Origin of the sequence: Anaerolinea thermolimosa (genome assembly GCF_001050195.2) — a bacterium.
GTDB lineage: Bacteria > Chloroflexota > Anaerolineae > Anaerolineales > Anaerolineaceae > Anaerolinea > Anaerolinea thermolimosa.
The window spans coordinates 1,683,217-1,707,368 of record NZ_DF967965.1; the positions used below are offsets into that span (position 1 = coordinate 1,683,217).

Annotated in this window: 22 protein-coding genes; 15 read left to right on the forward strand and 7 right to left on the reverse strand. The window is 46.8% G+C overall.

Annotated features, from left to right (window positions below):
• Positions 1-34 precede the first annotated feature (34 nt).
• The 3 genes from ATHL_RS07635 to ATHL_RS07645 are packed head-to-tail and all read right to left on the reverse strand — an operon-like array spanning position 35 to position 4,612.
• Complete coding sequence (locus ATHL_RS07635; RefSeq protein ID WP_201797952.1) at positions 35-655, reverse strand: indolepyruvate oxidoreductase subunit beta; 621 nt, start codon at positions 653-655, stop codon at positions 35-37.
• Positions 642-2,507, reverse strand: a complete 1,866-nt coding sequence (gene iorA / locus ATHL_RS07640; RefSeq protein WP_062191736.1) for an indolepyruvate ferredoxin oxidoreductase subunit alpha — start codon at positions 2,505-2,507, stop codon at positions 642-644. Before iorA ends, ATHL_RS07635 begins: the two co-directional genes overlap by 14 nt.
• Positions 2,504-4,612 (reverse strand): acetate--CoA ligase family protein, encoded by a 2,109-nt coding sequence (locus ATHL_RS07645; protein ID WP_062191739.1) that lies wholly within the window; start codon positions 4,610-4,612, stop codon positions 2,504-2,506. The genes iorA and ATHL_RS07645 overlap by 4 nt, the downstream gene beginning before the upstream one ends.
• Positions 4,613-4,894: 282 nt before the next feature.
• Here ATHL_RS07645 and abc-f point away from each other — a divergent pair, with 282 nt between their 5' ends.
• Positions 4,895-6,532 carry a ribosomal protection-like ABC-F family protein gene (gene abc-f / locus ATHL_RS07650; RefSeq protein WP_062191744.1) on the forward strand — a complete coding sequence of 546 codons (1,638 nt, stop codon included), beginning with the start codon at positions 4,895-4,897 and terminating at the stop codon, positions 6,530-6,532.
• 3 nt (positions 6,533-6,535) lie between these two features.
• On the opposite strand, the gene ATHL_RS07655 is transcribed toward abc-f, so the two are convergent.
• Complete coding sequence (locus tag ATHL_RS07655) at positions 6,536-7,690, reverse strand: iron-containing alcohol dehydrogenase (RefSeq protein ID WP_062191747.1); 1,155 nt, start codon at positions 7,688-7,690, stop codon at positions 6,536-6,538.
• Positions 7,691-7,829: 139 nt separating this feature from the next.
• Between ATHL_RS07655 and ATHL_RS07660 the strand changes: the two genes are divergently transcribed.
• The 3 genes from ATHL_RS07660 (at position 7,830) to ATHL_RS07670 (ending at position 10,955) form a co-directional block, all read left to right on the forward strand.
• Positions 7,830-8,495, forward strand: coding sequence for an NBR1-Ig-like domain-containing protein (locus ATHL_RS07660; protein ID WP_062191750.1), 666 nt, complete (start codon positions 7,830-7,832; stop codon positions 8,493-8,495).
• A 62-nt stretch (positions 8,496-8,557) separates the two neighbouring features.
• Positions 8,558-9,523: a tRNA dihydrouridine synthase gene (locus tag ATHL_RS07665; protein ID WP_062191752.1), complete on the forward strand. Its 966-nt coding sequence runs from the start codon at positions 8,558-8,560 to the stop codon at positions 9,521-9,523.
• Positions 9,524-9,611: 88 nt separating this feature from the next.
• On the forward strand, positions 9,612-10,955 hold the full coding sequence (locus ATHL_RS07670; RefSeq protein ID WP_162787639.1) for an MFS transporter: 1,344 nt from the start codon (positions 9,612-9,614) through the stop codon (positions 10,953-10,955).
• Here ATHL_RS07670 and ATHL_RS07675 read toward each other — a convergent pair.
• Complete coding sequence (locus tag ATHL_RS07675; protein ID WP_062191757.1) at positions 10,941-11,357, reverse strand: hypothetical protein; 417 nt, start codon at positions 11,355-11,357, stop codon at positions 10,941-10,943. The genes ATHL_RS07670 and ATHL_RS07675 overlap by 15 nt on opposite strands.
• Positions 11,358-11,419: 62 nt before the next feature.
• On the opposite strand from ATHL_RS07675, the gene ATHL_RS07680 reads away from it, so the two are divergent.
• The 4 genes from ATHL_RS07680 (at position 11,420) to ATHL_RS07695 (ending at position 15,151) form a co-directional block, all read left to right on the forward strand.
• A complete protein-coding gene (locus ATHL_RS07680; RefSeq protein WP_162787640.1) occupies positions 11,420-11,887 on the forward strand; it encodes a low molecular weight protein-tyrosine-phosphatase in 468 nt (155 codons plus the stop codon).
• Positions 11,884-12,795 (forward strand): fructosamine kinase family protein, encoded by a 912-nt coding sequence (locus tag ATHL_RS07685; protein ID WP_062191763.1) that lies wholly within the window; start codon positions 11,884-11,886, stop codon positions 12,793-12,795. Before ATHL_RS07680 ends, ATHL_RS07685 begins: the two co-directional genes overlap by 4 nt.
• A 197-nt stretch (positions 12,796-12,992) precedes the next feature.
• Positions 12,993-14,078, forward strand: coding sequence for a GTPase (locus ATHL_RS07690; protein WP_236822394.1), 1,086 nt, complete (start codon positions 12,993-12,995; stop codon positions 14,076-14,078).
• The gene (locus ATHL_RS07695) at positions 14,075-15,151 is read left to right on the forward strand and encodes a saccharopine dehydrogenase NADP-binding domain-containing protein (RefSeq protein ID WP_062191768.1); all 1,077 of its coding nucleotides are present in this window, start codon (positions 14,075-14,077) and stop codon (positions 15,149-15,151) included. Before ATHL_RS07690 ends, ATHL_RS07695 begins: the two co-directional genes overlap by 4 nt.
• A 45-nt stretch (positions 15,152-15,196) precedes the next feature.
• On the opposite strand, the gene ATHL_RS07700 is transcribed toward ATHL_RS07695, so the two are convergent.
• Complete coding sequence (locus ATHL_RS07700) at positions 15,197-16,174, reverse strand: hypothetical protein (protein ID WP_062191771.1); 978 nt, start codon at positions 16,172-16,174, stop codon at positions 15,197-15,199.
• A gap of 54 nt (positions 16,175-16,228) precedes the next feature.
• Between ATHL_RS07700 and pcp the strand changes: the two genes are divergently transcribed.
• The 7 genes from pcp to ATHL_RS07735 all read left to right on the forward strand — a co-directional run bounded on the left by pcp (position 16,229) and on the right by ATHL_RS07735 (position 23,439).
• Positions 16,229-16,855, forward strand: coding sequence for a pyroglutamyl-peptidase I (pcp, locus tag ATHL_RS07705; protein ID WP_062191774.1), 627 nt, complete (start codon positions 16,229-16,231; stop codon positions 16,853-16,855).
• Positions 16,852-17,448 (forward strand): hypothetical protein, encoded by a 597-nt coding sequence (locus ATHL_RS07710; RefSeq protein ID WP_062191777.1) that lies wholly within the window; start codon positions 16,852-16,854, stop codon positions 17,446-17,448. The genes pcp and ATHL_RS07710 overlap by 4 nt, the downstream gene beginning before the upstream one ends.
• Complete coding sequence (locus tag ATHL_RS07715) at positions 17,448-18,440, forward strand: Gfo/Idh/MocA family protein (RefSeq protein ID WP_062191778.1); 993 nt, start codon at positions 17,448-17,450, stop codon at positions 18,438-18,440. The genes ATHL_RS07710 and ATHL_RS07715 overlap by 1 nt, the downstream gene beginning before the upstream one ends.
• A 2-nt stretch (positions 18,441-18,442) precedes the next feature.
• The gene (locus tag ATHL_RS07720) at positions 18,443-19,585 is read left to right on the forward strand and encodes a lycopene cyclase family protein (RefSeq protein WP_062191780.1); all 1,143 of its coding nucleotides are present in this window, start codon (positions 18,443-18,445) and stop codon (positions 19,583-19,585) included.
• A gap of 92 nt (positions 19,586-19,677) precedes the next feature.
• Positions 19,678-20,631 (forward strand): AAA family ATPase, encoded by a 954-nt coding sequence (locus ATHL_RS07725; RefSeq protein WP_062191781.1) that lies wholly within the window; start codon positions 19,678-19,680, stop codon positions 20,629-20,631.
• Between the two features lie 7 nt (positions 20,632-20,638).
• Complete coding sequence (locus tag ATHL_RS07730; RefSeq protein ID WP_062191783.1) at positions 20,639-21,826, forward strand: DUF58 domain-containing protein; 1,188 nt, start codon at positions 20,639-20,641, stop codon at positions 21,824-21,826.
• Positions 21,827-22,038: 212 nt separating this feature from the next.
• Positions 22,039-23,439 carry a DUF4129 domain-containing protein gene (locus ATHL_RS07735; RefSeq protein WP_162787641.1) on the forward strand — a complete coding sequence of 467 codons (1,401 nt, stop codon included), beginning with the start codon at positions 22,039-22,041 and terminating at the stop codon, positions 23,437-23,439.
• Between the two features lie 13 nt (positions 23,440-23,452).
• Here ATHL_RS07735 and ATHL_RS07740 read toward each other — a convergent pair whose 3' ends face one another.
• Entirely contained in the window at positions 23,453-24,094 is a 642-nt protein-coding gene (locus ATHL_RS07740) for a sterol desaturase family protein (RefSeq protein WP_062191787.1), read from the reverse strand.
• Positions 24,095-24,152 lie beyond the last annotated feature (58 nt).

The window sequence follows — 24,152 nt, forward strand, 5'->3', positions numbered from 1 at the left end:
GCAAGAGTTATTGGTGATTATAAACCCATTTGATTTACATTTGGCTAATCGATAAATGGTTTCCTAAATAATAAGCTTCCTGGTTTTGGATAAGATAATTCCCAGGAACGCGTTCTGTAATTGCTCCAAGCATAATCTCATCTGGCAAACCCAACCATTGGGCCAGTGCCCCCAGAAGAATTACATTCATCAGCCTGGGATTTCCAAGCTGCTCAGCCAACCCGGTGCCATTTACCCATACCACGTTGCGGCTTACAGAAGATAGAGCCTCAACAATTTGTGTATTGGTTGGATAAGAGACTTTTCCCTGAATAACCGGTATGGGTAAGATTGCCCCATCGTTCAGCATAATCCAGGCGTCTTTCTTCAAATAATCGCAAAATCTTAACGCTTCAAGTTTTTCAAAGGCGATCATGATATCTCCCCCTCCTTTACCAACAATGGGAGAGAAGACCTTTACCCCCCATCTTACCTGAGATAAAACTGATCCTCCTCTTTGAGACATCCCATGGATTTCAGCTTTTTTTACATCCAACCCCAGTTTTAAACCTGCCTCGGCCAGAATATCACTGGCCAGGATAGTTCCCTGTCCACCCACCCCAACTAATAGAAAGCTTATTCCTTTAGAAATAGTATCCCGATTAACGAGCGGCATATTCATCCTCCCCCGCCTTCGTTTCTACCTGCGAACGAAATAGAATGGCATTGCGTGGGCAAACCTGGGCACATATTTCACAACCAGTGCAAAGAAAAGGATCTATTCGCGCCAACGGACGATGATACACGGGGTCCTTTTCAGATGATTGAGAAATAGCAGGACAGCCAACCCGGAAGCATAATGCACACCCATTACACACATTGGGTAAAACTTTTAAAGGGATCCAGCGTTTCCTGGCGGAGGGTAACAACGCACACTCCTCCCGGGTAATTAAAACCGCAGGTCCTCTCATCTTCAGCCAACCCTTAAGAGTTTTCTCAATTTCTTTAACGTCGTACCCCTTCACAGTTTTAACCCTGGTGATCCCCATCGCCTGTACGATAGGCTCAATCTCCACAGCTACGGTCTCTTTTCCTTGAAGCGTTTTCCCGGTGCCAGGGTTATCCTGATGACCGGTCATGCCGGTAACGCGATTATCCATAATGACGGTAAGAACATCACTCTGGTTATACGCCACATTAAGCAAAGCAGGCATCCCGGTATGGAAGAAGGTCGAGTCGCCCATCACCGCCACATGCCGTTCCGGATCTCCAGCCACCGCTGCCCCATGGGCCACCCCCACGCTGGCTCCCATGCACCCACAGGTATCCATTGCGTTTAACGGAGAAGCCATTCCCAGGGTATAACAACCAATATCTCCATTGACGGGAAGCCCCAGTTTATGCAATACATAGAATGCCCCGCGGTGAGGGCACCCGGGGCACAATACAGGCGGACGCTCGGGAATTTCTAAAAAGCGATCCTCTTGTTTTTCTTCTTTCCACCTTCCATCATCGTTTTGTGACTGGGGTAATAAACCGGCAGTAACCGCTGAGCGAAATACTACTGAAGGGTCAAGTTCTCCAACCACCGGGAAAATAGACTTGTTTGCCGGATACTCCATCGGATGAGAACCATAGACCTCAACCCCCATTAACCTGACCTGCTCCTCAATAAATGGATCCAACTCTTCCAAAACGATCAGTCGTTCAACGGAATTAGCAAAACCGCGGATCATTTCTTTCGGTAATGGATAAACCATTCCCAGTTTCAGGGTACTGGCCTCCGGAAAAACTTCTCTGGCATATTGATAGGCAATCCCTCCCGTGATAATTCCAAGGTGAGTAGACCGCATTTCGACCCGGTTACCAGAAAAAGCTTCAGCATATTGGGATATTTTGATCATTCTGTCTTCAATCCAGAGATGGTGCCTGCGGGCATTGGCTGGCACCATGATGTACTTCTCCGGATTTCGTGGATATCTCCGTTCAGTCGAGATAACCAATCGCTCTTCACTTGCTTCTACCGGGCTACTGGTATGACAGACTCTTGTAGTCATTCTCAACATGACGGGCGTGTCGAACTGCTCGCTCAATGTAAACGCCGCGATCATTAAGTCATGGGCATCCTGGCTGTCCGAAGGGTCAAGACAGGGAATGCGAGCAAAACGGGCATACTGACGATTATCTTGTTCATTTTGCGAGCTATGCATGGAAGGGTCATCTGCCGATACAATCACCAGGCCAGCTTCAATGCCAGTCATTGAGGCATAAAAGAGGGCATCTGCCGCTACATTGAGCCCTACATGCTTCATAGCCGTAAAGGCCCGTCTACCCGCATAAGCTGCCCCAACAGCAACATCCAACGCTACTTTCTCATTCGTGGCCCATTCGGCGTACACACCCGGGAAAAGCGCAAATGTTTCCATGATCTCCGTGCTGGGTGTACCTGGATAAGCTGACCCAACAGAAGCGCCGGCTTCCCATGCACCACGAGCAACTGCTTCATTTCCTGACAACAATCGCTTCATCGATCATCTCCGAGCACAACTCTGCAATCCAGCACCAGAACTCCCTGCCCCTCTGGATAAACTACCAAAGGATTGATCTCAATTTCTGATATTTCCTCAAAATCCAGGGCAATTTGGCTTAATTTCTGCATACAGGCAACCACAGCCTCCAGGTCGCCCCGTGGTTGCCCTCGAAAACCCTCCAGTAATTGCCCGGCCTTGGTTTCATAAATCATCTCTAGAGCTTCCTCATCACAGAAGGGGGCGATGCGAAAAGCCACATCTTTAAACAATTCCACATAAATCCCACCCAGTCCAAACATTAAAAGAGGGCCGAAATTTGGATCACGCCGTATTCCAATCACCACCTCAACGCCACCAGGAGCCATTTTTTCCACAAGCACTCCTTCGATACGCGTTTTCGGGTGGTTCTGTTGAATTCTCGATACCAAATCTCGATAGGCCGTTTCAGTTTCAGATTTTCCTTCGATTCCCAGCTGAATTCCTCCAACTTCAGACTTGTGGAAAAGATCGGGTGAGACGATTTTAAGAACAACTTTCCCGCCCAGGCTGGCCGCAAGCGTTCCAGCCTGTTCAGGGCTACTGGCAAAACCTCCTTCAACAATCGGACACCCGTAGGCTTGTAGAATCTCACGCGCCACCCGCTCTCCAAGTGCCGACTCCCCGGAATGGGCATCCAGAATCGAACGAACTTCCTGCTTCTGAGTGATCAGTGGGGGTTCTTGAGATCGCGAGAGAGGACGAACTTTCCAGGAATGATAACGTGACATCGCCCCAAGAACCTTGCCAATCGATTCTGGGAAGGTATATATGGGGATACCATGTTCATGCAGGAAGTTTCTTGCTTCTTTAACAGATTGATCCCCCATAAAACAACACATCATGGGGATAGGACTGCCTTTCCAGGCATGATGCAGCTCGCGGGCAACCATCTCAGGTTTAATTAGGGCCTGAGGAACAAGAATCGGAACCACAACATCCACATTTTGGTCCTGCAGAATGATCTTTAATGCTTCTCCATAATCCGTTGGCTCGGCTCCACCCAGCATATCCACCGGATTTGTAACCTGAGCACTGGGATTTAATAAGCCACGAAGCCTCTGTTGTGTCTCCTCATTCAAATTCGCTAACTGATGCCCGTACTCCGCAATACTATCTGAAGCCAGAGCTGCCGGGCCGCCCGAGTTAGTTAATAAGACTACTCTTTTCCCGGCGGGAAGCGGTTGGTAATCCAGAGCGACCGCCACATCGAAAAGTTCCGATACACTTTCCACCTCTATGACTCCGCTCTGTTTAAATGCCGCATGATACGCCGCCATTGACCCGGCAATAGAACCGGTATGGGAAGAAACCGCTCTGGCACCGGCACTGTTTTTTCCTGCTTTAAGGATAACCACAGGTTTTACCTTGCATACTTCTCTTGCAACATCGATAAACCGCCGACCATCTCGAATCGCTTCAACATAGGCCGCAATGACATGAGTGTTTGGGTCTTCCACCAGGTATTCAATCAGATCGGTCTCAGTGACATCCGCTTCATTACCCAGGCTGGCAAAACAGGAAAATCCCACCCGCTTTCCCCGTACATAATCGACAATTCCCCCACAAATTGCACCGGATTGAGAGAGAAAACCAATATGTCCACGATCTGGTATCCCATGAATAAATGTGGTATTCAGACCCGAGTATAAGTCCATCGTTCCTACACAGTTCGGTCCAATCATGCGCATACCATAAGATTTAACCAACTCAAGGCAACGTTGCTCGAGTTCAGCTCCTTCCTCTCCCACCTCTCGAAAACCACCCGATATCACGACAATCGCTTTAACCCCTTTCTCCCCGCAAGCGCGAATAATATCGGGCGTCAACCGGGCCGACACCGCTAAAACAGCCAGATCTACTGATCCGGGTACATCTTCGATCCTCGGGTAACAGGGCAAGCCAAGAATTTCACCTGCATTGGGATTGATCGGATAGACTTGTCCCTCATACCCATATTGCGTTAAATTACGAAAGATACCAAAACTGAGTTTATTGGGGTTGGAAGAAGCACCGATGATCGCCACACTTCTGGGGTTGAAAAAGAGGCTTAAGTCGTTGGGCATGGAATTTCCTTTCAGTGCTTTCAGGTATATTCTGGTTATACAGGGAATCATCGGCTCAGTCTACAATGAAAATCACCTACCGTTTTGTAAAGTGTCACCAATCCCTGAAACCATACCATTTTCTGTTATAATATTTCTGGAAATTATTCAGAGAAAAGAAATGATCAGCAGCAGATTGTAACCCCCAAAGCTTTCAGGCAGTTCACCGCGATTACGAGCACCAATCAATCTATTCAGCGGGAGCACTGCTCCCGTTTTCTATTTTAATAAAAGGGTTACATCATGCTGGCAGTTTCCAATCTATCGAAAAGTTACGGCATAAAGCCAATTCTTTCCAGCGTATCATTTACTGTCAAATCAGGCGAGCGCCTGGGATTAGTCGGACCAAATGGTTGCGGCAAAACCACACTACTGCGGATCCTATCTGGACTGGAACCGCCCGATCATGGCTCAGTTCGCTTCACTCCAGCAAAGCCTGACCTGGGTTATCTCCCACAGGGACTGGTAATAGAAGATAAGGAAACAATCGGAGAATACCTGGATCGTTTTCAGAACGACATAAACCAGCTATCGGCTCGTCTGGCTGAAATTTCTGAACGGATGGTTATCCACCCCGATTCCCATGGGCTCCAAGACGAGTACGATAGGATTCTCCAAAAAATGAGCTCTCCTGGAATATCTCAGGATGAGAAAAGGATGGTCCTTCATCAATTGGAACTGGATCACTTCACCGAAAACACGCCCATAAATTTTCTGAGCGGAGGTCAAAAAACAAGGCTGGCCCTGGCAGGGATATTACTTTCAAATCCACAAATTCTGTTTCTGGACGAACCTACGAATCACCTGGATATTGAAATGCTGGAATGGCTTGAAGAATGGCTGATCCACGGCACTTTCACCATGATCGTAGTTTCTCACGACAGGGCGTTCCTCGACCATGTTACCACAGGCATTCTGGAACTGGACTCAGCCTCTCATCAAATCCGTGAATACCCCGGCAACTACACTTTATACCAGAATCTTAAAGCATCCGAAAAGAAACACCAGATGGATGCTTACCAGGAACAACAGGAAGAAATCCAAAAGCTACGGGAAGCAGCAGCTCATTTACGTGGTATTGCTCGTTTTCGGAAAGGTGGCAAGGGCGATTCGGGTGATAAATTTGCCAGAGGTTTCTTTGCGAATCGCACCAAAGGTACTGTGGGAAGAGCGAAACAGATTGAGAAAAAGATCGAACAAATTTTAACCACGGAAAAAATAGAGAAACCGGGCAGAAACTGGCAGATCAAAGTTGAGTTTTCCGATGTGTCGTCAGGAAGTCGGGATGTATTACGTATGGAAAACTTAACCATTGGCTATGATTCCGATCATCCTCTGGTAACAGACATCAATCAGACCATTCGTTTTGGTCAAAAAATAGCCCTCATGGGTAAAAATGGAAGTGGAAAGTCAACCCTCCTGAAAACTCTGGTGGGGCAAGTGCAACCCCTCGCCGGGAAGGTAGCGGTCGGGGCCAGTATCCGAATCGGGTATATGGACCAGGAACAAAAAAACCTGCCCACTCATTCTACCCCTCTGAAGTCAGTTTCCGAGTATTTTTTCGCTTCTGAGACAGAAACCCGGGCTTTCCTCTCCAAATTTTTATTCTTTGGCGACGATGTCTTTACTCCTGTCTCAGACCTCTCCTTTGGGGAACGGGCTCGGTTGTACCTGGCGATCCTGGTTGCTCAGGGATGTAATCTGCTTCTTCTAGATGAACCTGTTAACCATCTGGATATCCCTTCCCGAATTCGATTTGAAGAAGCATTAAATCATTACCATGGAACGCTTCTGGCAGTAGTTCACGATCGTTATTTTATTCAGAATATCGCTACCACGCTCTGGAAACTGGAGAACCGGGTCCTTTCTCAGATCGCATAACCTTTACCAGGATTCTTCAAGGATACGAAGAATTGATCCATGATCCAACTGGACAGGATTCGCCTTCATACTGCTTGCGGCTTGCCCTTTTATGGCTATTTCTTCAAAATCTACCTCGCTGACGCCAAAATCTCTCAACCGGGGAATGTGCAGAAGATTACACAGGTTGAAGAGATGCTCAATAAGATCGTTTACACCCACCTTCTTGTTTCCGGTAACCCACTGCGCAATTTCGTGGAATCGGTTGAGTACTGGGTGGTCAGGCATACCTGCCTTGATGACCGTATAATTCTCACGGATTACCGCAGGTAATAACCGCGCACAGATCGCACCATGTGGCGCCGAAAACATCCCTCCGATTGGACCCGCCAGACCATGGACTGCTCCAAGACCGGCATTTGCAAGAGCCAACCCGCCTGACAGACTGGCATAACTCATCCTTCTCCGCGCCTCCAGGTCTTGTCCATCCTGGTAAGCCCGTAATAGAGCCGAAGATGCCAGGGGGATACTCTCTCTACAAAGTAAATCTGTTATCACGTTTGAACGCCTGGACAGATAAGGCTCGATAAGCTGAGTCAGAGCATCCATGCCTGTCCAGGCGGTTATCTCCGGGGGCATGGTGATGGTTAATTGGGGATCTACTGCTGCAATCCAGGGAACCATAAAAGGACTTCGCAGGCTTACCTTTACTTTCTGTTCCGGCACACTTATCACAGCATTCCGCGTCACTTCAGATCCAGTACCTGCGGTGGTCGGTAATGCAATTACCGGGACGGAAGGGTTTTTCAAGGTCTGACCCAGTCCAACCACTTCCACATAATCCAACAGGTCGCCAGGGTTTGTCGCCATGATGCCAATAGCCTTGGCCGAATCCAACACGCTTCCACCTCCAATGCCCACCACACAATTGGGAGCAAAATTTCTGGCCATCTCAATAGCTTGTTCAAGGTCTTGCAGGGTTGGCTCATGGGCAATGGTGATTTTTAAAATGTCAAAGTGACTGGCTACCAGGGAATCCTCCAATACCTTATGGATACTGGCAGAAATTCCCGTAACAAGGCAAACCCGGTTCCCAAACTCTTTACACCAGGTAGGGACTTCAGCAATGATCCCATCATGGAAAATGATCTGCCGGGGAAGTATTAGGTGGAATTGCATACGACCTCATGATCGGAGAAGGATAAGGTAATTTTACCGAAAAATAGATTACAATTCTTTTTTGGCCTTTTAGAGGGAACCTGGCTACTGATAACAACGTCTATATAAAGACGATTCGAATTTTGAGGAGGATCATGAGATGATTAGAAAAACACTGTGGATTTTACCTCTGTTGGTCCTATTAACCGCCTGTAACATTAGCGGTGGTCAAGGGATTATCTCCACTCAGGATGTAGCATTAACTCTCGATGCAGCCAGAACTCAGGCCGCTCAAACTGTAGCTGCCGAGATCGCCAGTCGGGCTACTGCCACTCCATTGCCACCTACTGCCACCCTTGCACCCACGGCAACCGAATTGCCATCCCCCACTGCTCTGCCAACCTTCACCCCAAGCAACACACCTCCCCCGCCGCCTACAGCTACGAATACATTCATTCCTTTTACTCCAACCAGTACAGCTACCAGCACCCCTACTGATTACAGCTGCTCGGTGACCTTCGTTTCTCCGGCAACCGGTGCTACATTTAGCCCTCGTGCTGATTTTGACGCGAAATGGACTCTAAAGAACACAGGCACTCAAACCTGGCTTGCCTCAGATATCGACTACAAATACCTGTCTGGCGACAAAATGCATAAATACAACGACCTCTATGACCTGCCGAAGGATGTAAAATCGGGCGAGTCAATAGATATCATTGTGGACATGCTTTCTCCAGAAAAAGCTGGAACCTATAAAGAGGTATGGGGGCTTGTCAGGGGTAGCCGAACGATCTGCGAATTCAGCATCAATATCACGGTCAAATAACCCGCTTTAGAAAAAGCTCGGGGGAGATTTCCCGAGCTTTTTCCTCATGGTATCATTGTCGAATGAATACCTGCTTTTTTATTGGTTCCATTCCTGTTAAAGGGAAACTTGTGCTGGCTCCAATGGATGGGATTACCTCCCATCCTTTCAGATTAATATCCAGACAACTGGGGTCGGCCTTCTCGATCTCAGAATTCTTACTCCCCACCGATATCTTAATGGGACACCCGCACCTGGAAGAACGTGTGTTCTTCTCGCATGACGAACGCCCCTTTGGATACCAGTTACTGGATAACAACCCCGAGGCCATGCTCCAGGCAGCCCTTAAGCTTATGTCCAGGCAACCCGATTTCCTGGATATCAATCTGGGATGCCCAGCCCGGTCTGTGTGCAATCGGGGAGCAGGAGCCGCCTTGCTTAAACAGCCGGATAAGGTAGGACAAATCATTTCTTATCTGGTCAGGCATCTGAATCTCCCGATCACGGCAAAAATTCGTCTGGGTTGGGATGAACAGAACCGTAATTATCGTGAAATTGCACAAATACTAGAAGATAGTGGTGTAGCTGCCATCACAGTCCATGCCCGAATGAGAAAACAGAGCCATTCAGGAATGGTCGATCTGGATGCAATAGCGGAAATCAAACAAATGGTCTCTGTTCCTGTAATCGCCAACGGGAATATCCATACCATTGCAGATATAAACCGGGTGCTTTCCTATACTCAATGTGATGCCATCATGATAGGTCGGGGAGCGGTAAGAAACCCCTGGATATTTATGGGTATGGATCGAGCCGATGTTCCCCCAGAGGTGGTTTTGAGTGGCATAGTTCAACATCTTCATACGATGATCTCTTTTTTTGGTGAGCAGCGGGGAATTCTTTTATATCGAAAATACCTCATCAAATATCTGGAACCATATAATTTACCCCGTTCGCAAATGCTGGCGATGATTACCTGTGAAGATCACCAACAACTGGTAGCCTTGCTTAACGAATGTACCCCGGCGCTTTACGCCCTCAGGAATTGAAACCCGTTTTCTGCTTGCCCGCAGTCTGGAAAAGAAATACAATCTCCAAAAATCATCATCGAGGTTGCAAAGAATGGCTTCCAAAGGGATGAGATCAGGAAGAACCCTTTTTGCTCTTGGGTTGGGGTATTTAATTGACCAGGGTGAAGCCCAGGCCATGGGTGTCTTATCACCGATCATTCAACGAATCTGGGGCATCAGTTTCGGGATGATCGGCCTGATGGAAACCCTGCGCAGTATCGCCCAGACCGTTTCGGCACCTTTCTGGGGATATGTAGCAGATAAGTATTCCCGAAAAAAAGTTTTGATCTTTGGCACCGGAATATGGGGATTGTGGACAATCGCTGTTGGGTTGATTCCCAATTTCTCCAGCATGATGATTATTCGCGCCATCTCCGGGCTTGGTCTGGGTTGCCTCATGCCCGCAACTTTTTCGTTGTTGGGAGATCATTATCCCCAGGAGAAACGAGGGCGGGCCCTGGGTGTTATTGGGCTGGTTGGATTAATGGGTACAGTTTTAGGAGTACTGGCCTTAGGGTTTGTAGCCTCTCCTGATTTGTGGCGCTGGGGTTTTATTGGCCTGGGTCTTGCCAGTGTTCTCTCGGGAATAGTTATCTGGGTTCTTGTAGAAGAGCCGCCTCGAGGCTCTGCAGAACCAGAGCTGGCTGGTTTAATCACCCACGAGACGGAAAAAAGATACGAAATCAATCCCCGTGATATGCTTTACACTTTAAAAATACCCACCATTTGGGCGGCAATCCTGCAAGGAATTACCGGCTCGATGCCCTGGGTTGTCATGGAGATTTATTTCATCAACTGGATGGTTCGGGAGCTTGGTTATACCAATGACATTTCCTTCAGCGATCCCAGAGGGTCAGCGCCTTTAATTTTTGCGGCAGTTGTAGTAAGCGCCGCCCTGAGCAATCTGATGGGAGGGTTTATTGGAGATTACGCCGAAAAGATCAATAAAAAATATGGCCGAACAGTGATCGGACAATTCTCTGTACTGATCGGGGTTCCTTTGATGTATTTCTTCTTAACCCGGGCAAAAACCATGACCTTTGGACAGCTTTTTGCCTTTGCATCCATCACAGCTCTTCTGATAGGCTGGCCAGGGCGGGGCGCAAAAGAGCCCATGATGCAGGCTGTCGTCCCACCGGAGATGCGTTCCAGCGCTTATTCTGTCGTTAACTTGATCGAAGGAGGCCTATCTGCATTTGCTGGTCTGATTGCTGGCTCGCTGGCAGATCGTCTGGGATTAACCACAGCCATGCTCTGGACTATTCCCTTCCCGTGGATTATCTGTGGCATCCTTTTCTCGCTTTTCTATTTTACCTACCCAAGAGATGCTGAGAAAGTTCGCCGTCAAATGGCATCACGTAGAGAAGAACTATTAACCCTCGCTCAGGAAGAAATTTCATCGCTCCCTTAAAGAGTTTTTCACGATCAAAAGAGCAACAAGCAACGCCAATAGTCCGCCAGCATCAAAAAAGATGAAGCGCGTCGCTGTAATCCTCAAGGACGCGTGTTCACCCGTCAGAGAATAGTACAGTGCCGTTTCACCTGCCAGCCCAATGCCTTGCATGATCACTGCCTCAAGCAAAGAGATAAAATTCTTTGATGGATCGAAAGCCGCAAAAATATAGGGAATATTCCACATCATGAAAAGAATCCCTATTCCCTGAACGGCAATACTACCAGGTTCATCGACCAGCTCAAAACCGTAAACATATCTCTCCGGGAAAAAGATAAATTGGATAGCACACTGCAAATTTAAAAAAAGAACAATCAGAATTAATCCTCTTGAAATTTGGAGTCGGTTGATCATTTTCATCGGCCCTCCCGAAGAAAGATAAGGTAGAATTGCAGAGCAATTTTCTTTATTGAGGGAAAGATGTGAAGCGATCTATTCTATTTGTTTGCACCGGGAATATCTGCCGGTCACCAATGGCCGAATTTATCATGAAACACCTGGCCAACCATGCGGGAATGAAAAACGAGTTGACGATATCCTCGGCAGCCACCAGCTCATGGGAAATCGGTGAACCTATCCACCCGGGTACCCGGGCAGTTCTTAAGAAAAATAATATTCCTTTCGACCCTCAAAAACGAGCGAGGCAAATTACACCTCAGGATTACCAAATTTATGATCACATCCTGATTATGGATGAGTATAACCTGAACTCCATGCCACGCTTATCAAAAATTGAGAAACTTTCCCGCTATGGCCCACCTGGAATTCCAGACGACATTCCGGATCCTTACTATACCGGTAATTTTGATGAGGTGTATGAGTACATCTTTGCTTCCTGCGCAGGCTTCCTGAAAGCACTTCAGAAACAATCTGATGATGGTGCCCAATGATCTCACAGGAGTTTAAGAAGAAAATTATCGAGACGTTACACCTCCTGGGAATTTCGTCCACATCTATCCGGCTCGAACCTTTAAATGGGGGATGCATTAATCACGCCGCAAGGTTAACCGCTGGAAATCACACCTTTTTTATTAAGTGGAATGAATCGCCTCCTCCAGAGATGTTTCAGAAAGAAGCCAGAGGGCTTGCATTAATCAAACAGACCAACACCATCAGAGTTCCAGAGGTTCTGGCTTATTTCGATGGCGTCGATAGAAAACCTTCGCCCCCGGCTTTTATTTTGATGGAATACATTCCATCAGGTAAGCCCCTTTCCAGTCATACCTTTAAAAACCTGGGTGAACAGCTGGCTCAAATGCATTTACATTCCCTTGCCCCTGGAGGAAAGTTTGGCCTGGAAGAAGATAATTATCTGGGAACAACACTCCAGAAGAATCAGTGGCACGAGGATTGGGCTACTTTTTTCATTGAACAAAGAATCCAACCCCAAATGGAACTTGCTTTAAGAAATGGAAAACTCCCTCCATTTAGGCGTTCCTTGCTGGAAAAGTTGATCATCCGCATTCCTGAACTCCTTGGGAATCAGACGCATCAGCCAGTACTTTTACACGGAGATTTATGGATTGGGAATGTATTAAATGACCCGGGTAATCATGCTGTAGTCATTGATCCAGCGGTATACTACGGAGATAGAGAAGCAGAAATTGCATATACGCAATTATTCGGTGGATTTCAGCCCGAATTTTATCTGTCTTACCAGCAAGTCTTCCCTTTAGAAGCAGGCTTTGAGATAAGAAAAGATCTATACAACCTTTATCATTTACTCAACCATTTAAACCTGTTTGGCGAGCCCTATGGATTGCAGGTAGATTCCATTGCCCGTTATTTGATAGGGTAGAAAAGATCCACCACATGAAAACCATTGACGAATTTATAGAAAACCTACCCCCGGAAACCCGGGAGAAAATTCAAACCCTCTGGGACACCCTCCCGGAAACCGAAAGAACCGCGTTTGAATTTTTATCAAGGGGAGATATTCCATCGAATACAACGCTCTTGAAACTTTTAGTTAAACTGGCAACCACTCAATTAAAGATGGCATTTGGGGATAAAAAACAGGTCGTAATCCTGGGCCCAACCAACGTTGGAAAGTCAACCCTTTTTAACCAGCTAATTCAGAATGCCACGGATCGTGCTGAGGTCAGCCCTCTTCCTGGAACTACCCGCCAAAATAAGATGGCAGACGCCGGTCTATTTACCATTGTAGATACCCCTGGAGCAGATGCGGTAGGAGAAACCGCCACCCGGGAACGCCAGTCAGCCATGGAAGCGGCCCGATCAGCTGATTGTATTATCCTCGTTTTTGATGCCTCCCAGGGAATCAGGCAATCAGAACTGGCAATTGCTCAGGAAATATTTCAGCTTCAAAAGCCATGGGTTGTAGTACTCAATAAAATCGACCTTGTTAAGCGCGACCTTGACCGGGTAATTGAACTGGCATCCAAGAATCTCGGTTTGAAACCAGATCTGATTATCCCTGTTTCAGCTCGAAGTGGCCAGAACCTTTCTCGAGTAGTCATGAGGGTCGCCCTGGTCGAACCAGAAATGATCGCCGCTCTGGGCCGCGGGTTACCGCAATTCCGCCGGCAGTTGGCCTGGCGCACCATTATCAGCACTGCTACCGGGGCAGCTGCGGTTGCCCTGGTTCCCCTACCGATGATAGATTTTATTCCATTGGCTGGATTACAAACCATGATGACCCTTAGCATTGCTCGTATCTACCAGTTTGAAATATCTCCAGCACGAGCCCGAGAATTGATAGCCACCCTGGGGCTTGGATATCTTGGCAGGACCCTTTTTTACGAGTTGAGTAAACTGGGTGGCATTCCAGGCTGGCTCTTAAGCGTCGCCATTGCTGCCTCAGTAACTGTCACTATGGGCTACGCAGCAATCCTTTGGTTTGAGTCTGGGGTCAGGATTTCCAACGCTACCCTTAATCAAATCTCTCGCCAGTTAACCCGTAACTTAATTCAATCCCTCAAAAATTTAGGGAAAAAGAGACCGGGTGTAGAGACCATACAGGAAGAGCTTTCATCATTTCTGGAAAAACTTCAACCAGACCAAATCCTTTCTCCAGAACATTTACCGAAGGAAGACACAGGAGAAAGCAGGCCGAAATGATCACAGTTTTTGGAGCCACAGGGTATACCGGCGTTCTGGTTTCGCAGGCCCTCGACCGGCGCAAATTGCCTTTCAGAATCGCAGGGAGATCTGCTCAAAAACTGGAAGCCCTTTCAGATCGTTTGAGTTGTCATCCTCAGTGGATAGTTGCAGATGTAGCCAACACTTCCAGCCTATCCTCTCTGGTTGAAGGGACCAGTGTACTGGTTAACTGTGTTGGGCCATTTACCGATCTTGGCGAGAAAGTCGTCCGTCTTGCAGTAGGATCAAAATGTCACTATCTCGATTCATCCAATGAACTGGGGTACCTCTACCGAATGCAAACCTATCATAAGCTCGCAGAGAAGGTAATGGTCTCGGTGGTTCCTGCCTGCGCCTTTGAAGTGACCCTGACCGATATCGCCACATCTATGGTCTTTCAAAATCTGGGGGCCACTGCCATCGACGAATTTCGAGTCATATATCATTTTCAGGGAGTTCGTTCCAGCCGGGGAACTCGTCGTTCTCTCCTGCGTTCACTGGCTACTTCCTGGATCGGTTACCAAAAAGGCCAGTGGAAAGGATACCTCCCAGGCGCTCATGCAAAAAAAGAACAGATTCACGGGGAATGGGTTCCTGTCCTTTCCATCCCAAGCGGTGAAAGCGTAACCATTCCAACCCATATTCCCGTGTCAACCGTGACGGTGTGGATGAGAACAAACGCCATCCAGGCCATTTTGGGCCCGCTTCTAATCCCCTATTTCGCCCGATTCCTGCGTAGCATTGCAGGACCATGGATTCAGAAAATCATTACCGTTGGGTCTCCCAACCCAACCCTTCATCCTGAAAAGGATAACGAGAGCTTTCAAATTTCACTGATTGCGTTCGACCATAAACAGGGGATCAGGAAAACCATTTCGTTATCCGGAGGTAACCCGTATGTGATAACAGGCGAGATCATGGCAGATGCTGCAACCCGTCTTCACCAAAACAGAGTTCCCAAGTATGGGGTAATTCCTCCTGCGTTAGTTTTCGAAAATTCGTTTAGTGAACATTTGTCCCGGTGGGGTATATCCATCCATTGGGACCAATGACCGGTAAAGAAGATTAAAAATTCGATTGCATACTTAACGATTATTCTATTGGGATCGCCCCGTAAATAAACCGAAAGCTATCCCTATCCTGGTAATTTGATGATCCTGTAAATTGACCAGATCTGAAGCCGGAAACTCAGGATCAGACAGACTGAACCAGGCCCAGCGCTGCACCAGGTGATATTCATCAAGCGGATAACCAATTTCTGGATCAGAAGCAGTATTTAACCATGAGAAAGTGGTTTCCAGATATTGCCCAATAACCTCCTCAGAAAACCCGAACTCCGCAGGGAGAAGTATTCCCATTTCAGTAATCGCCAGTGGGCAGCCTTGAAATCCATTTTGTGCCATCCATCTCCGGAAGTTCACAATCTGGTCTTTAAAAATCTCAATATCTCCATGTTGCGCAGGTTCAATCAACAAACCCAACGCTTCATCTTCACTCACCCCAACCGGAATTCCTGCTCCCCATGAGCCCATCTGTTCTCTCAAAACATATCCATGCACTGTCCACCAGTCAGCTTGTAAATCCACACCATAGGCTTCTCGATAATGTAGGAGCATTTGATCAAGATATTTCATTCTTAAAAGAGACGGTTGGGTCACTCCCCCAACGGCGACTTTAGCGGTAGGATCCACTTTTTTTATCTTTTGGTAATAATCATGGTAGTATCTGGCAAATAACTCAGGAGGAATATTATCCTGATATGGATTATCTGGCTCATTTCCAATGATCCAGGTTGAACCTGGATTTTCTCTTACCAGCATGGATAAATCCTGATGATCTGGACGTCCTCCCTCAGGTGATAAACGAATGGTTTGCCAGTAAGTCAAAGGAGCTTCACGAGGCCACCGTCGAGTTCCCCAGTCCAGAAACCAGCCTGCACCCAGTCGAACCGCCCATTCATAAGCATTGGTTCGAGTAGAAAGCCCAAACCCAACACGATCGTTATGAATATGTGCTGGCTCACACGAAGCAAGCAAAACCGCAAGCATTACCCAGCACAGGAAGACTCTTTTCATATTCCCCCATGCCCCCCTTTCCTGTGAGTATAATAGTTGAAATCAGGGAACATCATGAAACTATTACTCACTGGCTTTGAACCTTTTGGCGGCAGTCCCATCAATCCATCAGCTTTGGTGCTTGATCGAGTCAGAGAAGACCATCTCGATCATACGAGGATATTCACGTCTGTTTTACCCGTCGATGGTGAAACAGCCCCGGTACAACTTATTCATAAAATTGATACAATCCGTCCCGATATAATCCTTTGCCTTGGAGAAGCTCCAGGACGATCTGTAATTTCTATTGAGAGAGTAGCGATCAATCTACTGGATTACAGAATTCCTGACAATGCTAACCGGATTTTTTCTGATCGTCCTGTTATTGAGGGCGCTCCTGCCGCTTATTTTTCGACCCTTCCCGTAAGAGTATTATACGATGCCCTCATCAACCAGAATATCCCGGCAGAATTATCCCTCACAGCTGGCTCTTACCTTTGTAACCAGATATTCTTTCATCTGATGCATCGAGCCTCAGTCGACCCGGGCATCCTGTCAGCCGGTTTCATTCACCTTCCATCACTGCCAGAACAGGTTGTCAAACGACCCAACATGGGCCCTTCCATGAGTCTGGATACGTTAGTCAATGCAATCCATATCATTCTCAAGGTGCTCAATGACCATACTCAGGACATTTTATGAAAAAATATATTGAGAGGGTTCAGCCTTATATAAAATTTAGAAATCTCATCATCATATTTATGGTGATTATCCCCTTCAATATTCTGATTTTCCCGATACTTTCCGAGAATTTCCGCTCAGTTTCCGGAAACTTACAAACGCTGGATGTTCAATTCGGATATTCCCCTGAAGATGCGCTCAATTTCATACAACGGCTTGGAGAAACAGCCCGCCATTTTTATCTTCTCATCGAATGGACAGCCGATCTCTTTTACCCAATTATTTATTCATCTCTTTTTACCCTTCTTTTAGGCCTTCTCTTCAAGGCAGTCCACCTGCAAGATAAGCTTACGGGGCTCCGTTACCTGATTGTCTTACCCGTTTTCATGATGGGTTTTGATTATTCGGAAAATATTCTCCTATCCATTCTCCTGCTCTGGCACAACTCATTATCAGGCTATGGCATGGCGCTGTGGGTAGCATCCTTTGCTTCCATCGCATCCCTCTGTAAGTGGTTAACCGGGGGACTGATCCTGATTACTCTTTTCACAGGTTTTATCCTCTTCACAATCAACATCATTCGCACAAATTCCCTGTCCAGGAGTGAAGAATAATGAAAAAGCTTCGTTGGGGACTTTTATCCACCGCTCATATCAACCGCCGTCTTATACCAGCAATCTGGGCTTCTCAACGAAGCGAGCTTCTTGCAGTTGCCAGCAGAGATATTCAGCGAGCCACAGAATATGCCAGCCAGTGGAATATTCCTCTGGCATTTGGACCTTATGAAGCCATGCTCGACTCACAGGAGATTGATGCGGTGTATGTCGGTTTGCCTAACCATCTCCATGCCCCATGGTCGGTGCGAGCTTTAAAATCAGGCAAACACGTACTATGTGAAAAACCCATTGCCCTGAGTGTGGAAGAACTTAATGAAATGGAAATGGCCAGCCGGGATTCTGGAAAAGTTCTTGCAGAGGCCCTGATGTATCAGTATCATCCACAAACGCAAATGGTACTGGATTTTCTTAAATCCGGAAAAATAGGCAGAGTCCTTCACACCCTGGGGATCTTTACATTTAAACACTCGCGAGATAACGATTATCGCCTATTACCCGACCAGGGAGGAGGTAGCCTTTGGGATATTGGAATTTACCCGATCAGCTTTACCCGAGCCATTTTTCAGAGACTGCCTGATCAGGTTCACGGAACCGAAATACAAGGGGCAACAGGGGTGGATATGAGTTTCTGGGGAGAATTGTTGTATACAGCAAACCAGGGTAGTTCGCAATTTTTCTGCTCCTTTGAAACCCCATATACCACCAGTATGGTTATCTTCGGTGAAACAGGGCGAATTGAGGTTCCTCGTCCATTCACCGGAATGCAAGAAGCGGCTCAAATCTTTGTTTATGACGTAGAAGGAAAACAAACCGTGGTATCTGTGGAAAACAAGGATCCTTACCTGTGTGAAATTGAAGGATTTGAAGCCGCGGTCTTTGGAGAAAAACCATTGACCGTCACCCTGGCTCATTCCAGAGATCATATCCTTATAATCAATGCTTTGAGGAGATCATCACAGACTGGTCACTCCGTGCACCTGGCTGGGTAAAAATGGAAAAGTACGACTATATCATCGCCGGAGGGGGTGCAGCCGGGCTGAGCCTGGCCTATCATCTTCTACACAGCAAACTTCGCGAGCACTCCATCTTAATTGTAGATCGTGATAAAAAGGTAAAAAATGATCGGACCTGGTGCTTTTGGAGCAATCGACCAACTTATTATGATCCGATTTATTATCGATCCTGGCAAAAGCTGGCCGTTATCGCTTCTGATACAAAGAATGTATTTTCATTGGGTTCATACCAGTACTGCATGATCCGAGGAATTGATTTTTATGCTTATACCCGACAGGCGTTAGAGGCCCGAAAAAATATTCGGTTCCTCACGGCATCCGTTGACCAGATCATCGATGGCCCAGAGTACTCGATTGTTGTTGCAAATCATGAATCTTATCTGGCCGACTGGGTGTTTGACAGTCGATTCTCCCCGGATATCATTCAGCAAGGCCCAGGTCGTTGGCACTATTTATATCAACATTTTCGGGGTTGGCTCATTAGAACTGAGCAGGACGAATTTGATCCTTCTACCCCATATCTTTTTGATTTTCGTACCGCTCAGGAAAGGGGCCTGTGCTTCTTTTATGTCCTGCCATTTTCTTCTCAGGAGGCATTAATCGAGTACACCATCTTTTCTGATCTCCTGTTACCCTCTGATGCGTATGATGAGAAACTGAAGCAATATATCCATGACACCCTCATGATCAGCAAATATACGGTTATAGAGGTAGAAAGCGGTGTCATTCCAATGACCGATTATCCTTTTCAAAGAAAACTCGGGAATCGAATCCTTTCCATTGGCACTCGAGGCGGTTTAGTAAAACCATCTTCTGGATACGCATTTTTAAGGATTCAAAATGACTCCGCCGCAATTGTTCGATCATTAGAGAAATACGGACACCCGTTTGGTATTCCCCACTCTCCTTCCAGATACCGATGGTTTGATTCTTTGCTGTTGGAAGTACTTCAACGGGAAAGCAAAGCTGCCTGCCCGATCTTTCTGGATTTGTTTACAAAAAACCCCATAGAAACAATCTTTCGATTTCTGGATGAAACTGGCAACATCGCTGAAAATCTAAAAATATTGGCCTCACTTCCAGCGTTGCCTTTTATGAGGGCTTTGATAAGATTATTGTAACCTGGCAGGGTTTACTGGTTACGTACCTTAATCATCGTCTTGATCCCCACCTCAATCTCGAACGAGAGAAAACTACCGAAAGGCTTCTCATCATGAATGCGCAAATTACCCAGGTTCTTAACCCGATTATCGAAAATGTAGAAAAGGTCATCCTTGGAAAGCGTTCTACCATTGAGTTGCTGTTGGTCGCCATACTGAGCGATGGGCACGTCCTCCTCGAGGATGTACCAGGTGTGGGTAAAACCATGCTCGCCCGGTCTCTCGCAATCAGCCTGGGTGGTCAGTTTAAACGCATCCAATGCACGCCTGACCTTCTTCCCAACGATATTACCGGGGTCTCGGTTTTCAATCAGAAAAGAGGAGAGTTTGAGTTTCATCCAGGCCCTGTTTTTGTCAACATTTTACTCGTTGACGAAATTAATCGTGCAACCCCACGCACACAATCTGCTCTCTTAGAAGCCATGCAGGAAAGGCAAGTCACGGTGGATGGAATCTCCCACCGATTACCAGCGCCATTTCTGGTCATGGCAACCCAGAACCCCATCGAATATGAGGGAACCTTCCCTTTACCTGAAGCTCAACTCGATCGTTTTCTCCTCCGACTTTCAATGGGATACCCTACTCAGGACGAGGAGAAAATGCTCCTTGAAAAGCTTCGTCGAAAACACCCCATCGACCAGCTTTCCCCCGTCACCTCGCCCGAAACAGTATCCAGCCTGCAACAACTGGTCTGGGAAATTCATGTAGATGAGACCTTACAACACTACATCGTTCAGATTGTAAATGCAACCCGTGAGACCCCCGAGTTAGCTCTCGGGGCAAGCCCCCGGGCAAGTCTCTCCCTTTTCCGGGCCAGCCAGGCCCTGGCAGCCATCCGCGGACGAGATTTCGTTCTTCCAGAAGATGTCCAAACCTTGCTCGTTCCTGTTCTTGCTCACCGGTTAATTCTTACTCCAGATGCTGAACTACGTGGGAGGACTCCTTCAAGGATTCTTGAAGACATCCTTGCCAAAATCCCTTTACCCTTAGAGATCAAGCAGAAGTAGCAAACTCATGTCCGAACTGGTCTTGATCGTTGTGGCCATTTTTTTGCTGATCGGTGCCATTACCGGAGAAACCTACCTTCTGGTTTTAGGTTATTTGATGGCAGGTGCTTACCTTTTGGCGCGATGGTGGCCAGGACACTCCCTGAAGAACCTCTCTGCCAGACGGGATTTCCCCGACCATGTTTTTCCAGGAGAGATAATTCCGGTTCAGATCACCATAAAAAACCACAGTATCCTACCGGTTGTCTGGCTTGCAGTTCGAGATTTACACCCCATTGATTTATCAGACGTCCATACTTTTAAACAAGTCATCACACTCTCACCCAAGAAGTCCGTCCATCTCAAATACTTCTTGAAAGCCAATCACCGTGGGTATTTTCCTGTTGGGCCCATGACGTTAGAGACCAGCGACTTGTTCGGCTGGACAAACCCAATTCAGAGTGGAATTCCAGCGAGTTTTCTCACCGTTTACCCAACTGTAATTCCCCTTAAAAATCCTTTCCTGCCTTCGAATTCTCCCATTGGCCTTCTGGCTCATATCCAGCCTCTCTATGAAGATCCCAATCGTGTCGTCGGGAAAAGAGAGTACCAGCAGGGTGATCCCCTCCGGAAGGTGGATTGGAAAGCCACCGCTACTCAACAAAAATTACAGGTAAAAACTTATGAGCCCTCTACTGATCTGGAAACAGTCATCTTTTTAAATCTAGACACCGAAGCCTACCATCCTCGATCGCGTTTTGACGGCCCGGAACTTGCAATTGTAGCTGCGGCGTCTATTGCTGCCTGGTCCGTTAAAAAACGCCAGGCGGTGGGCATCATCACCAACGGGTTGGACATTTTGAACCAGACCGGTCAGATTCGTCCCATAGCCCCTCGAAAGGGGAAACAGCATCTCATGAGGTTGCTGGAATTACTCGCCAGGGTGAAAACGCTTTCCTCCCCAATTCTGGATCTGAACCAAATGATCAATCAATATCGGCAGGAACTTGGCTGGGGGACAACCCTTTTCGTACTTACCGGTTCTGTCGATGAAACCCTGATCCATGACTTGCGTGTTACTCAAAGAATGGGGTTGAAACCCATCGTTATCCTGTGTGGCTGGTTCGTCGAATTGAAGGTTCCCATTCACAACGGCCTGGTATATGAAATTCCAGTTCGAATCCTGAACACCGAAGAAGACTTAAAAGCCTGGTGAATATCGTGAAATCCTCTCAGTCTTTAAACTTTTCGTTTCAGATTCTTCCCTTCACCCAGAGGTTGGTTAATCTTTGTCTGCTTTTTCTGCTGGGATTGGGCTTTACCGGCGCATTAAGTAGAATATTTCCACAAACCAGGTTTCAACATATCCCCTGGTTAATGATCGGAATTGCTCTGGTAGCTCTCTTAACTCATACCCGAACCAGAAGTATGGATACTTCCGAAAGGAATGCGTTTCGCATTTCGGAAGGCATAACCTACCTGGTTGTCCTCAAAGTCATATCAATGATAATCAGCGGCCAAACCAATTTGGTCGAAGCATTTCATCGTTGGCAGGTTCAGTTTCTCGAGTCCATTTTCGACCTCCCGTACATTACTTCACTATTGCCTGGAATGGTCGCCTGGGGTTATACCCTTATCTTTGCCGATCTTTACGATGAATTTGAGGATCGGAGGCAAGATTTTCGATGGGATGAACTGGGAAAAGTACAGAACTCACTCAAAGCAATCCGATCAAAAATGGTAGGCGGGAATGTTGCTTTACTCGTTGCGCTGGTTTTTCTTCTTGCTTTTGCCAACACCCCCATTGACATTCCCAATGTAGTTTCATTACCTTTGACTGTAAAATCCTCCGCCGCAATAGTAATTCTATTTACAGCTTTTCTATTGATCCAACTGGCGATCACCCAGCTATCTCTTCTACGAACCTACTGGGAACATGATCGTTCTCAGATCGATGTCTCGATTAACCGCAAATGGTTAATGTACAGCCTGGTTGTGATGGGTGTTGCTGGCGTCATCTCTTTATTCCTTCCAACCGATTACTCCCGTCAATTTTTCACTTTGTTTCTTTGGTTCAGCTCAATTTTATTTTCTTTCTTTAGCCTTTTATTGTATTTACTGTCTTATCCTTTTCTCCTTCTTTTTCACTTTCTATTTGCTCAGGACGAAAGCTCCCCCTCTCTTCCAGGATTACCAGCCATCCAACCTCCGGTAACCGCCGCCGAGCCTGGCCCACTGCCCCTCTGGTTCGAGATAGCCAAAACCATCATCTTGTGGGGGATCATCCTTGGCATAATATTCATTGCTGGTAAGCGTTTTTTCTCAACCACTTCTACACTGTTTCCAAAAATTAACCGAAAAGTCCTCTTCCAGAAAATGCGGGATTTCTTCAAAGCTCTCTTTCATTTTCTCTTTGGGGTAAAGATCCTGATTCAAGAACAAATTGCCCAGCTAAAATTACAAAGCAAACCCCGCCAGTTGTCTTCAAAACCATCCTTTCGACCATTACGATCTCGTCGCGCCCATAACGCGAGAGAGAAAATATTAAATCTTTACTGTGATTTAGTCGACTTTGCGGGAGATCACGGCCTTCAGAGGTTAAGGAACCAAACACCTTATCAGTATCGCTCTTTCCTTTCGAGCGCACTCCCCGATCTCTCCAGTGAGATTATAGATATCACAGAGATCTTTATAGAAGCAAGATATAGTCTGCACCCACTGGATGAAAATACCGCTTCTCGAATCGCCAGCGAAACACTATTGGTTAAAAAAGCGATCAAACATAACGCGGAGGAATCCCCTTTTAATTCAATTCCGCGTTCCAGTTGACCGAACGATCTTGTCACGGAGCGGGTTTTGTCCCAAAAATTAAATCCCACAACGGTGAACTAACCCCAAAACGAGCATTGGGTGTTTTATAGTGGTGTTGCATGTGGTATCGCTTGAGATATTTCCAGACCCCCCGGCGCATGGGAAAATGGTGAGTGGCATAATGGGTAAGGTCATAAAAAAGATATCCCGCAATAAACCCTGAAAACACCGGCCCTACCCACAATGGCAGCCTTAATATCCAGCCGAAGAGGAGATAAAGCAGCCCATAGGCCATAAAAGCCATGGGAATACTGACCACAGGGGGCATCACCAGACGCGTTTTACATTGAGGTTGCGCGTGATGCACGCCATGAAAGAGAAAAAAAATTCGTTCAGCCCGAGGAGTCTTGGGTTGGTAATGGAAAAGGAAGCGATGTAACGTATATTCTGCAAAAGTCCAGAGAAAAGCACCTGTCAGGAAAGCGATGGGTAAATACCCCCAAGAGCTATTGGGCTGGACTGGCTGAACCACACCCTTTAATAGGAAAAACAATGAAACAGGTACCCAGATGATGACAACTGCAACCGGGCTTATGTGGGTAAAGAATTCCAGAAAGTCCGATTTAAATAACCGAATCGGAACATCGCTGTGATCTATGGGAAAGTGCGCCATTCGATCTCCCTAAGTATATAAAATAGAGTGAATTGGTTAGAGTATAGCAGGAAAGAAT